The organism is Cyanobacterium sp., assembly GCF_054166785.1.
Genome location: NZ_JBSZCP010000045.1, coordinates 1 through 12000, shown reverse-complemented (window position 1 = coordinate 12000; position 12000 = coordinate 1). Strand labels below are relative to the sequence as shown.

Here is a 12000-nt window from a genome sequence, read left to right as displayed (position 1 = left end):
CCATTGTGGATTAATAAATGTTACGCTAAAAACTAACAATATTGTTTTGACAAAATAGAAGGGAGAATTTATGCGAGCGGTTTTAATGGCGGGAGGCTCAGGCACTCGATTACGTCCTTTAACCTGTGATTTACCTAAACCCATGGTACCAGTGTTAAACCGTCCCATTGCCGAGCATATTTTAAACCTACTCAAGCGTAACAGCATCACCGAAGTAATTGCCACCCTACACTATCTTCCCGACGTGATGCGAGACTATTTCCAAGATGGTAGCGAATTTGGGGTCGATATGACCTATGCGGTAGAAGAAGAGCAACCCCTTGGCACCGCTGGATGTGTCAAAAATTTAGAAGAATTATTACAAGACACCTTTTTAGTAATTAGTGGAGACAGCATCAGTGATTTTGACCTCCAAAAGGCGATCGCCTTTCACCGAGAAAAACAATCAAAAGCTACCCTCGTACTAACCCGTGTCCCCAACCCCATCGAATTTGGAGTAGTCATCACCGACAAAGAAGATAGAATCCAGAGATTTCTCGAAAAACCCTCCAGTAGTGAAATATTCTCCGACACCGTCAACACAGGTACCTACATCCTCGAACCAGAAGTATTAAAATATCTCCCCAAAAACGAAGAATCAGACTTTTCCCAAGACTTATTCCCCCTCCTCCTCGAAATTGGCGCCCCCATGTATGGCTATGTCGCCGAAGGGTATTGGTGTGATGTAGGACACCTCGAAGCCTATCGAGAATCCCAATACGATGCCATCGACAAAAAAGTATTAGTAGATTTTGCCTACCGTGAAATAGAATACGGTATCTGGATGGGAGAAAACACCTATATCGACCCCACCGCCATCATCGAAGCCCCCGTATTAATCGGAAATAACTGCCGCATCGGCGCCCGTAGCAAAATAGAAGGAGGTACCGTCATCGGCGATAACGTCACCATCGGCAACGACGTAGAATTAAACCGCCCCATCATCGGTAACGGTGTCACCATCGGTGATGAATGTTCCCTTTCCGCCTGTGTCGTGGCTAGGGGTACAAGAATGGATAGACGGGTGCAAATCGCCGAAGGAGTAGTAGTAGGCGCATTGTGCAACATTGGCGAAGAATCCCAAATCAACATCGGAGTTAGAATCTGGCCCCAAAAAAGAATCGAATCGGGAGCCACCCTCAATATCAACCTAATTTGGGGAAATATAGCCCACCGTAACCTCTTTAGCCAAAGGGGAGTAACTGGACTCGCCAACATCGACATTACCCCCGAATTTGCCGTCAAACTAGGGGCAGCCTACGGCTCAATTCTCAAACACGGTTCATCGGTAGTAGTATCTAGGGATCAACGTAGTGTATCACGAATGGTCAGTCGTTCTCTGATTGCAGGGTTAATGTCCGTGGGTATAGATATTCAAAACCTAGAATCCACCGCCATTCCTATCTCCCGCACCATGACACCCAAATTAGGAGTGCAAGGGGGAGTCCATGTACGCCTACACCCAGAGCGCCATGAGGATATGTTAATTGAATTTTTTGATGAGAAAGGTATTAACATTCCCAAACCCAAGGAGAAAAAAATTGAAGGGGCTTATTTTAAAGAAGACTTAAGAAGGGTTCATAGTATTGACATCGGTGATATGTCTTACCCCTCCCAAATTATCGAAACCTACCGTAAAACCTTCGAGACTCAACTGGATATGGAGGCTATCCACAATAGTAACGCCAAAATTGTTATTGACTATGTCTATTCCGTCTCTGGAGCCATATTACCCCAAATATTAGGTAAACTCGGCTGTGATGCGGTAGTATTAAATGCTAGTTTACGACAAAGAGCCATTTCCACCGAAGAAAGGGAAGTTTTATTAGTACAACTAGGTCATGTGGTGGAAGCCCTCAAAGCTAATTTTGGGGTACAGGTTTCGGCTAATGGAGAATTATTTATTTTAGTAGATGAATCAGGGTTACAAATTCGAGGGGAGGAGTTGACTGCCCTGATGGTGAATACAATTCTTACTGCCCATCCTAGGGGGACGGTGGTAGTACCTGTTAATACATCTAGTGCCGTAGAACAAATTGCAAGGCGCCATGATGGTAAAGTGATTCGCACAAAGGTAAACCCCACAGCCCTGATGGAAGCAACTCAAAATGGTTTTAATGTGGTGCTTGGGGGTAGCGGAGATATGGGCTTTATTTTTCCCCATCTTCATCCGGGGTTTGATGCGATGTTTTCCATTGCCAAACTTATTGAGATGTTGACGGTGCAAGAGCGCTCTTTAACTCAGGTAAGAACGGAATTACCAAAGGTATGTCATAAGGCTCAATCTCTCCGTTGTCCTCTCAAAACTAAGGGGGCGCTGATGCGTTATCTGGTGGAGACGGAATCCCCTGAAAAGTTGGAGTTGATTGATGGAGTTAAAATTATTGAGCCTCATTCTGATAATTGGGTGTTGATTCTTCCTGATGCGGGGGAGTCTTTGGTTCATATTTATACTAATAGTGATAGTAAGGAATGGGCTGATAAATACTCCCAAATTTATCGCTCTAAAATTCAAAAGTTTATCATTACTCAGCAGGTAAATGATTAGATAAAAAAGTGTTTATTTTTCGTCGTAAAAGTAACTAAAATATGGTCAAGATAATTCGGAGAAATAATTGATATGTTAGCGAGGGTATGGAGCGCTACGGTGGTGGGGGTTGATGCCATCAAGGTGGGGGTTGAAGTGGATGTGGCGGGGGGATTACCTAAAATTACGGTGGTGGGTTTGCCTGATACGGCGGTGCAGGAGTCGAGGGAGAGGGTAAAATCTGCTATCAAAAATTCTGGGTTTGCTTTTCCTGTGCGCAAGGTGACCATAAATTTAACCCCTGCGGATTTAAGAAAGGAGGGGCCTAGTTTTGATTTACCTATTAGTGTTGGTATTTTAGCGGCTTCGGAACAAATTGATCCTCTTTTGTTGGGGGATTATCTTTTTTTGGGGGAGATGTCTTTGGATGGCAGTTTACGCCCCATTGCGGGGGTTTTACCCATGGCGGCGGTGGCCATGAAGTTGGGGTTTAAGGGAATTGTTTTACCGAAGGAAAATGCTCAGGAAGCAGCGGTGGTGGAAGGTTTACAGGTATATGGGTTAAGTAATTTAGATGAGGTTGCCCAGTTTTTACAAAGTCCTCAAAGTTTTCATCCTACGAAGGTAGATATGGGGGAAGATTTTGAGCCTCTTTTTGCTTTGATGGATAATCTAAAGGATGTGAAGGGGCAAAGTCATGGTCGTAGGGCGTTGGAAATTGCGGCGGCGGGGGGGCATAATCTAATTTTTGTGGGTCCTCCTGGATCTGGAAAAACGATGTTGGCAAGGCGTTTGCCGAGCATTTTACCACCCCTGAGTTTTAAGGAGGCGTTGGAGGTTTCGCAGGTTTATTCGGTGGCTGGATTGTTGAAAAATAGTGGTTCTTTTGTGCGATCGCGCCCTTTCCGTAGTCCCCATCATTCGGCTAGTGGAGCATCTTTGGTGGGGGGTGGTAGTTATCCTAAACCGGGGGAAATTTCTTTATCTCACCATGGGGTGTTATTTTTGGATGAGTTGACGGAGTTTAAAAGGAATGTATTAGAATTTTTACGGCAACCCCTAGAGGACGGTTTTGTAACTATTTCCCGCGCCCGTCAGTCGGTGGAATTTCCTGCCCAGTTTACCCTCGTTGCTAGTACCAACCCTTGTCCCTGTGGTTATTATGGGGATTCGATTCAACCCTGTAGTTGTTCTCCCCGTCAAAGGGAGCAATATTGGGCGAAGTTGTCAGGTCCTTTGTTGGATAGGATTGATTTACAGGTGGTGGTTAGTCGTCTTAAGCCCGAAGAAATGACCAGTCAGCCCCAAGGGGAAAATTCCGAGTCCGTCAGAGAAAGGGTAAAAAAAGCAAGGGCGATCGCCCAAGAGCGCTTTAAAGAAACTAAAATTAGTAGTAATGCTCAAATGCAATCCAAACATCTACGGGAACATTGTGTCTTAGACGAAACTTGTCGTACCTTGTTAGAAAATGCCATCCGTAAACTAGGACTTTCCGCAAGGGCCATGGATCGAATTTTGAAGGTATCCCGCACCATCGCCGACTTAGCAGGAGATAAAGATTTACAAAGTTATCATCTGGCCGAAGCGATTCAATATCGCACCATCGATAGGATGCAATAAATTTTTTCTCCATATCATTCAAGGTGGGCAATGCCCACCACAAAACAACAACTACATGGGACGATATACACGATAATTAATATTCGGAAAAATATTATCAATCGCCTCTACCTTTTCCAACCAACCAGAATCAATTTCACCGCTCCAAATATCCTCCTCCAACTTTTTCAACCGTAATAAATGACTTTTCGTGCGTCTTTCCGCATAGGGTACCATAGTACCCGTACGCATAATAAATGCCCAGTCAGAGGATTGAGCCAACAACAACTCCCTCGCTGCTTGGTTTAAAGCACGCCATTCCAACTCATCCTTCGGCTCTTTGGTCGCCAAATTAATCATTTTTTCCGCTCCCTTGTGCAGATGAGGATAAATCCAAGCATTGGTATGATTTAACCAATATTCATGGAAACCCTTATAACCCCAACTAGACTGGGAGGGAATCGCCACCTGTTGACTGGGATGCCCTTTGAGATAATCCGCTAAATGAATCATATACAAAGTATCTTGGTCAAACCACGCTTTGCGGAAAAGGTAATCTATAAATTTGGGGCCTTCGTACCACCAATGTCCATACAATTCTGCATCATAGGGAGATACCACAATGGGTTCCCTTTGCATAATTCCTGCTAGGTGTTGTACCTGTTGCATTCTATTGTATAGGAAGTTTCCAGCGTGTTCGGCTGCCTTTTCCTTTGCCCAATAGGGATCATAAAGTGCTTTGTCCGATAAACCCGCCTGACGACTGGTAATTTTATGGTATTTTACCCCTACATTTTTTCGTTGTCCGTTGGGCATAATATAGGGTTTAATGTAGTCATAATCAGCTTCCCAACCAATATCCTTGTAAAATTCCCGATAAACAGGATCTCCTGGATAACCCACCTCCGATGACCACACCTGCTGGGATGACTCATGATCCCGCCCAAATACTGCTACCCCTGTTTCGGTGAAAATGGGGGCATAGGTGCCAAAACGAGGACGAGGACGGGCATAGAGCAAACCATGACCATCGGTGAGGAAATAACGTAACCCTGCATCGGCTAACATTCTTTCTAAGCCTTCATAGTAGGCACATTCTGGCAACCAAATCCCTCGAGGACGAATACCAAAATTTTCTTCATAACTTTGACAGGCTACTTCTATTTGCGCCCACACCGCTTCGGGATACATTTTCATGAGGGGCAAATATCCATGGGTAGCACCACAGGTAATAATTTCGAGGTTATTACTATCTTGAAATTCTTTGAAAGCGTTAACTAAATCCCCTTTGTAGTGTTCCCATACTTTTCGGGCTTCACTAAATTCTTGGGCGTAGTATTCCGCAAGATATTTGATATGACCGTTATTTTTGTTATGGTCTATTTCTTTTTGGATTAACTCTTCTAGCTTTGTTAGATGTTCGTCATATTTTTCTTGGAGGAGTTTATCTTTTAGCATGGACACTAGGGGGGGTGTCATGCTCATGGTCATTTTAAAGTCAACGCCATCTCTTTTTAGTCCGTTGAATACTTGTAGTAATGGTATGTAGGTTTCGGTGATTGCTTCATACAACCACTCTTCTTCTAGGACGTAGTCACTTTCGGGATGGCGGACAAAGGGTAGGTGTGCGTGCAGCACTAAGGCAAGATAGCCAAGAGCCATAATTTGTCAATCACTATTTTTTTTGTACAGTTTAACAGTTTTATTTTTTACTGTTACTAGCAATATTAAGCGACTTTGAACATTTTTATCACTAAAAATTATTTACTCTTTTGTCTTATTTTTTAGCTTTATTGGTTTTATTTTCTGATCTTCCCTAGTTTTTTGTTGATCCCCTTTTTGTGGTGCTTGGGGATCATTTATTTTTTTTGCGTTGCTGATTTTAGGTATGATTTCTCGGTGAGGAAGGGAACGGGGAATAGGGAACGGTTATAATGTTTAGGGGGTTTAGTTTTTAGTGTAATTCAACTATGTTTCATACTACCATTAAGCAATGCCTATTTTTTGTGTATCTCCATTGTCAATAACCGTTCTCAATAAGCAACGATAGTTGAGAGAGGCTATATGTGGATTAGGTTTTCTGTTTGCAATTTTATTGAGAATAATGTATGATGAAATGGTAACAAAGAGGGAAAAGTATGCAGGGTAATCAAGATGTTAAGGCAAGCCTAAATGAGGTCTTAAAGATTAAATTGACTGCCATTAACCAGTTTTTTTTACATGCTAGAATGTGCAAAAATTGGGGTTTAAATCGTTTGAATGGGTATGAGTATAGTTACTCAATCAAGTTGATGAAACAGGCGGATAAAATTATTGAGCGTGTTTTCTTTTTGGAGGGTTTACCAAATTTACAAGATTTGGGTAGTCTTTTGATTGGGGAGGATGTACCTGAAATTTTAGCCAATGATTTGACCCTTACTAGCGATATGGCGGAAAGTTTGCGCGGTGCGATCGCCCTTTGCGAAAACCAACAAGACTATGTAACTAGAGATTTATTCAAAGAGTTATTAGAGGAAACTGAGGAGCAGATTGATTGGATTGAGGCTCAACAATGGTTAATCCAAGAGTCAGGCTTACAGAATTTTTTACAGTCTATGATGTAGATAAGATAAAACGTTTAAATAAATTCTATTCATAGACAATTTTGCACAATATAAAGAGGAAACAATGAAAGGTAGTAAAAAAGTTATTAAAGAGTTACAAAAGTTACTTCGCAGTGAGTTATCTGCAAGGGATCAATATTTCACCCATTCCCGTATGTACCAAGATTGGGGTTTGAATAAACTGTATGAACGCATTAACCATGAAATGCAGGACGAAACCCAACACGCTGATATGATTATTCAACGTATTCTCTTTTTAGGGGGGTCGGTGGATTTAGGGGATCAAGCGGAGTTAAAAATCGGTAGCACTGTCCCTGAGATGCTCAAAAAGGATCTTGAGTTAGAATATGAAGTGATTGATAGTCTAAAGGACTCCATCGCCCTTTGTGAAAAGGAACAAGACTACGTTACCAGAGATTTACTCCGTCAAATGTTGGATGATACGGAGCAAGATCATGCGCACTGGTTAGAACAGCAATTGTGGTTAATTGATAACATTGGTTTACCTAATTATCTACAATCCCAAATGGGTTAATGGTTGAGGTGAACTACTATTTGGCGTAGGTGCGATCGCACTCTATGTTCCCAAATGTAAATACCTTGCCAAGTACCCAACAAAAGACGACCATTATTAACGGGGATGGTTAAAGTGGTGTTAGTCAATACCGAACGAATGTGGGAGGGCATATCATCAAGCCCTTCTGCACTATGGTAATATTCCGTAGCACTCTCAGGCACAAGTTTATCAAAAAAGTTACTTAAATCCGTCAACACATCAGGGTCAGCATTTTCTTGGATAATTAAACTAGCGCTAGTGTGCATAATAAACACAGTACATAAACCCGTGGAGATACCAGATTCTGCCACCACCTTCGCCACATCACCCGTAATGTTATGTAAGCATTTACCGCTGGTTTTTATTTTGAGAATGTTTTGATGACAAGCCATAGTTGTGAAAAACCTATTTAACCTTTTCTCTCAATAATTATATGACGTAACCTCTAGAATATTGCTCAAATAGCAAGATATAATTGAAGGAGTAAGTTTTGATTTTGCTTTGTGCAATGAAGAGTAAGATCAGGGTTAGCAAACAATAGTTTAAGAGATAGCGTAAAATACCGTGACTGTAAAACCAGAATGGCTGAGGGTAAAAGCTCCTCAAATACAAAGAGTTGGTAGTGTAAAGGACATTCTCAGGGATTTAAGTTTAAATACCGTGTGCGAGGAAGCATCCTGCCCTAACATCGGAGAGTGTTTCAATGCTGGTACGGCTACTTTCTTAATTATGGGGCCTGCTTGTACCCGTGCTTGTCCTTATTGTGATATTGATTTTGAAAAAGCACCCAAGGAGTTAGATTCTACCGAGCCTTTGAGGTTGGCTGAGGCGGTGAAACGTCTTAATCTTAACCATGTGGTCATTACCTCTGTGAATCGGGATGATTTGCCCGATGGGGGGGCTAGTCAGTTTGTGGCTTGTATCGAAGAAACTCGCAAGTTATCTCCCAATACCACCATTGAGGTTTTAATTCCTGATTTGTGCGGTAATTGGAACGCTTTGGATACTATTTTGAGTGCTAATCCTGAAGTTTTGAATCACAATACGGAGACTATACCTAGATTGTACCGTAAAGTACGTCCCCAAGGGGATTATGGGCGATCGCTCGAACTTCTTGCTGAAACCAGAAAGCTAAATCCCAGTGTCTATACTAAGTCGGGAATTATGGTGGGTTTAGGGGAAAGCGATGAGGAAGTCAAGCAAGTAATGCAGGATTTACGAGGAGTTGATTGTGATATTTTGACCATCGGGCAGTATTTACAACCTTCTTCCCATCATTTACCAGTAAAAGAATTTGTTACCCCCGAAAAGTTTGATAGTTGGCGTATTTATGGGGAAAAAATTGGCTTTTTACAGGTGGTTTCTACTCCCCTAACCCGTAGCTCATACCATGCGGAGGAAGTGCGTAATTTAATGAAATTATACCCCCGTACCATGGCAACAGTTAACCAATAATTAACGTTTAAAAACCCTATGGCAAATTTTGACATCCTGATTTTATCCAATGGGCCTGGAGAAATTGCTACTTGGGTTATACCTGTGGCACAGGAGATTAAAAGACTTTTGGGGGAAAAATTTAAGGATGTGAGAGTATCTTTGATTTTATCCCCTTGTGCTAATGGTACAGGTAATGAAGCGGATGTAGTCCGTGGTTGTGATGCTATTCATCGGGTGCAGTCGGCGGAACATTTTTTTAATTTTTTACTTTTTGGCAAGACGGCAGATAATTGGGATTGGGGTAAAAATGGTTTGGTGTTATTTCTGGGGGGGGATCAATTTTTTACGGTGGTTGCCTCCAAGAGATTAGGCTACAAAAGTATCGTTTATGCGGAGTGGGATGCCCGTTGGCATAGTCAAGTTGATCATTTTGCGGTGATGAATTCATCTATCAAGAATAAAATTCCCCCTCGTTTTCACCATAAAGTGACCGTGGTGGGTGATTTAATGGCGGATGTTTCTCATACCCCAAGTCATCATTCTTCTTCTTCTTTCCATGTTGGTTTATTCCCCGGTTCAAAAGCTAGTAAACTTACTCAGGGTGTTCCTTTTGTCAGTGCGATCGCCCATTATGTGTATAATAAAAACTCTGAGATAAAATTTAGTATTCCTGTTGCTCCTACTATTTCACCTCAAATATTAGCCAGTTATGGAGATAAAAATAATAATAAATTTGTAACAACCTTTACTGATTTAAACATAAAATTAGTAGATGATAACACACTACAAATATCAGATGATTTAACCATTGAATTAATTACTCGATTTCCCTGTCATGAAGAGATTATAAAATTTGATCTTTGCATTACCACCGTTGGAGCAAACACCGCACAACTAACCTCTTTAGGCGTTCCCATGATAGTATTAATTCCCACCTATCAACTAGATGCCATGAAATCTTGGGATGGAATTGTTGGTATCATCATGAACTTACCCATCTTGGGAAATAATTTAGCAAAATTAATTAACTGGTTAATAATTAAATATACCATTACCAATAAAAAACTATACGCTTGGCCAAATATTTGGGCAAAAAAAGAAATTGTCCCCGAATTAATAGGTCAATTAAAAGTTGATGATATTGGCGATCTTATTTTAGATTACTCTCAAAATCCTCAAAAATTACAAACAATTAAAAAAGAATTATCATTAGTCACCAAAGCTAAGGGCGCTCGAAATAAAATAGCCAAATTAGTTATTGAACATCTCAACCAACACAAAAACTAAGACTATTCCCACAACCTTCGCCCTTGGCTACCCTTAAAACGCTCATGGGTATCTCGTAGCAAATCAGGAATAGACAAATTTTCAGGACATCTAGGCAAACAATCTCCACAATCCGTACACTTATCCCCCTTATTACCCCAAAACCAATGCCCAGCATTTTCAAACATTTGATAACGATAACTCGCAAAATCAGTCATCTCCAAACCTACCCCCAAATTTCTAAGACGTAATACTTCTGGGATGTTGATATTCTCAGGGCAGGGTAAACACTGATAACATTGAGAACACTTTTGAGTCCCTAAACTATCCTGTAAACTTTTTTCTACATCATCAAGACTTCTTTTCTCATCATCCGTCAAAGGATAATCATTATCTGCCACCCCAAGGGGGGTTAATAACTCCTGTGGATTCGCCGCCCCCACACTGAGGGTTGAAATGACTTTATTATCTAACAAAAATCGATAATTTAACTCCAAGGGAGTAAAAGGTTGACATAAATCCTTTAGTTTTTGGGGTGGTTGATATAGCATTCCTCCTTTATCTGCGGGGGAGATAATAAATATACCTAAATCTTTTTCTTTAGCTAGGTTAATAATGGGATGATTTCGTTGAAAAAAATAATAATAATGAAGATTAACAAAATCAAATAAATTCGTTTCGATAGCTTTTTTTATTAAATCTAAACTTCCATGGGTTGAAAAACCTAAATGTTTTATTTTGCCTTCTTTTTTTGCATCTAATAGATTATTGATATAACCATCAGATTCTAATAACTGTTGATAATGTTTTTCTGTGTTGATACCGTGGATAGCTAAACAATCAATATAGTTTGTTTGTAAGTTATTAAGGGATTCCTCAATGGTTACTTGCTTGATATTTTGACCATCGGGGGGGGTTAATTTAGTAGTAATAATTATATCTTGACGATTTATATTATAAGTTTGTAAAAAATTACCAAAATATTTTTCACTTTTACCATAAGCCCTTGCCATTTCAAAGTGATTAATACCTAATTCTATCGCCTTATTAACGGTATCAAATAACTGCTTTTCGGCATAACAACAACGCATTAATCCTAAAGAAAATACAGATATTTTTAAGTTAGTTTTGCCAAACCTTCGGTACTTCATTTATTAAGAACTTTTCTTTTAAAAAGTTGAACCATTCCAACCCCACATAGAACCTTTAGCATCAGCAAATTCAATATAAATACGGTTTAAATCAATGGCTAATTGCTGATTAATTTCATTACAAAAATCTTTACTCATAGCTTTAGTTTGACTAGGTGACATAGTACCAACACTTTTTATTTCAACATAACAAACAGGCTCAAATGTTCCGCCAAAGGTCATATTAATATTTTGCTCAAAGGCTGTCATTACATAGGATTCTGGTTTACTTAAATGTTTAGCTAACTGAGAAGATAAAGTGGTTAATAAATTTTGAATCTTACTTTGTTCTATATTGTTGATTGATGATTGAATTTTGATTAATGGCATAATAATTAAAGTTTATTTTCTTTTTCTATTTTACCTTTGCTAGTTGATACAACACAAGTAGTTATATACCAAGTTCGATGTCTCAACTATACTTTTATTTATTGTTTTTTAGCAATGGGCTTAAGTCTATTATTCATTTTATTAGTATATAGCAATTATCATGGTTACGGGGTACAAAATGATTCCCCTAAATCCCCCGCCAATTCTGGGGACTTGAGAATAATAAATGTATCTCATAATTATGAAAAACGCTATATTTTTCTTTAAGGGTTCAGTATTAAATATTAGCTATAATAAATTACACTTAAAATAATTTAACGTAAATGGCAAAAGAAGTCCCTAATCTCTGCGTAGCAGATTAGAGGATGAATTTTGCCCAACAAAAAGTATCCGTAGGATTCGACACAAGAGCAGAAATCTATGCTAGAATGATTTTATCACTAAAACTTTTCC

10 protein-coding genes are annotated in these 12000 nt (G+C 39.9%); 6 read left to right on the top strand and 4 right to left on the bottom strand.

Annotation, left to right across the window (positions count from 1 at the left end; translation table 11 throughout):
• Positions 1-70 precede the first annotated feature (70 nt).
• Complete coding sequence (locus ACXITR_RS09145; protein ID WP_457996921.1) at positions 71-2587, top strand: sugar phosphate nucleotidyltransferase; 2517 nt, start codon at positions 71-73, stop codon at positions 2585-2587.
• Positions 2588-2659: 72 nt separating this feature from the next.
• Positions 2660-4186: a YifB family Mg chelatase-like AAA ATPase gene (locus tag ACXITR_RS09140; protein ID WP_457996920.1), complete on the top strand. Its 1527-nt coding sequence runs from the start codon at positions 2660-2662 to the stop codon at positions 4184-4186.
• Positions 4187-4237: 51 nt separating this feature from the next.
• Here the strand turns inward: ACXITR_RS09140 and ACXITR_RS09135 are convergent, their stop codons facing one another.
• Complete coding sequence (locus tag ACXITR_RS09135) at positions 4238-5827, bottom strand: glycoside hydrolase family 57 protein (RefSeq protein ID WP_457996919.1); 1590 nt, start codon at positions 5825-5827, stop codon at positions 4238-4240.
• Between the two features lie 476 nt (positions 5828-6303).
• Between ACXITR_RS09135 and bfr (ACXITR_RS09130) the strand changes: the two genes are divergently transcribed.
• The gene (gene bfr / locus ACXITR_RS09130; RefSeq protein WP_457996918.1) at positions 6304-6768 is read left to right on the top strand and encodes a bacterioferritin; all 465 of its coding nucleotides are present in this window, start codon (positions 6304-6306) and stop codon (positions 6766-6768) included.
• Between the two features lie 64 nt (positions 6769-6832).
• The gene (gene bfr, locus ACXITR_RS09125) at positions 6833-7303 is read left to right on the top strand and encodes a bacterioferritin (protein ID WP_457996917.1); all 471 of its coding nucleotides are present in this window, start codon (positions 6833-6835) and stop codon (positions 7301-7303) included.
• On the opposite strand, the gene ACXITR_RS09120 is transcribed toward bfr (ACXITR_RS09125), so the two are convergent.
• Entirely contained in the window at positions 7300-7716 is a 417-nt protein-coding gene (locus ACXITR_RS09120) for a secondary thiamine-phosphate synthase enzyme YjbQ (RefSeq protein ID WP_457996916.1), read from the bottom strand. The two genes, bfr (ACXITR_RS09125) and ACXITR_RS09120, sit on opposite strands and share 4 nt — an antisense overlap.
• A 172-nt stretch (positions 7717-7888) precedes the next feature.
• On the opposite strand from ACXITR_RS09120, the gene lipA reads away from it, so the two are divergent.
• Together lipA and ACXITR_RS09110 are read left to right on the top strand one after the other, a co-directional pair.
• Complete coding sequence (lipA, locus tag ACXITR_RS09115; protein ID WP_457996915.1) at positions 7889-8779, top strand: lipoyl synthase; 891 nt, start codon at positions 7889-7891, stop codon at positions 8777-8779.
• A gap of 18 nt (positions 8780-8797) precedes the next feature.
• Positions 8798-10048 carry a lipid-A-disaccharide synthase gene (locus tag ACXITR_RS09110; RefSeq protein ID WP_457996914.1) on the top strand — a complete coding sequence of 417 codons (1251 nt, stop codon included), beginning with the start codon at positions 8798-8800 and terminating at the stop codon, positions 10046-10048.
• Positions 10049-10050: 2 nt separating this feature from the next.
• Here ACXITR_RS09110 and ACXITR_RS09105 read toward each other — a convergent pair whose 3' ends face one another.
• Both ACXITR_RS09105 and ACXITR_RS09100 read right to left on the bottom strand, forming a co-directional pair.
• Entirely contained in the window at positions 10051-11178 is a 1128-nt protein-coding gene (locus tag ACXITR_RS09105) for an aldo/keto reductase (protein ID WP_457996913.1), read from the bottom strand.
• An 18-nt stretch (positions 11179-11196) separates the two neighbouring features.
• The gene (locus ACXITR_RS09100) at positions 11197-11547 is read right to left on the bottom strand and encodes a phenylpyruvate tautomerase MIF-related protein (RefSeq protein WP_457996912.1); all 351 of its coding nucleotides are present in this window, start codon (positions 11545-11547) and stop codon (positions 11197-11199) included.
• Positions 11548-12000 lie beyond the last annotated feature (453 nt).

Excerpts from the sequence above, each read along its gene's own strand:
- ACXITR_RS09145 (WP_457996921.1), top strand. The coding sequence starts at position 71 with ATGCGAGCGGTTTTAATGGCGGGAGGCTCAGGCACTCGATTACGTCCT.
- ACXITR_RS09140 (WP_457996920.1), top strand. The coding sequence starts at position 2,660 with ATGTTAGCGAGGGTATGGAGCGCTACGGTGGTGGGGGTTGATGCCATC.
- ACXITR_RS09135 (WP_457996919.1), bottom strand. The coding sequence starts at position 5,827 with ATGGCTCTTGGCTATCTTGCCTTAGTGCTGCACGCACACCTACCCTTT.
- bfr (WP_457996918.1), top strand. The coding sequence starts at position 6,304 with ATGCAGGGTAATCAAGATGTTAAGGCAAGCCTAAATGAGGTCTTAAAG.
- bfr (WP_457996917.1), top strand. The coding sequence starts at position 6,833 with ATGAAAGGTAGTAAAAAAGTTATTAAAGAGTTACAAAAGTTACTTCGC.
- ACXITR_RS09120 (WP_457996916.1), bottom strand. The coding sequence starts at position 7,716 with ATGGCTTGTCATCAAAACATTCTCAAAATAAAAACCAGCGGTAAATGC.
- ACXITR_RS09110 (WP_457996914.1), top strand. The coding sequence starts at position 8,798 with ATGGCAAATTTTGACATCCTGATTTTATCCAATGGGCCTGGAGAAATT.
- ACXITR_RS09105 (WP_457996913.1), bottom strand. The coding sequence starts at position 11,178 with ATGAAGTACCGAAGGTTTGGCAAAACTAACTTAAAAATATCTGTATTT.
- ACXITR_RS09100 (WP_457996912.1), bottom strand. The coding sequence starts at position 11,547 with ATGCCATTAATCAAAATTCAATCATCAATCAACAATATAGAACAAAGT.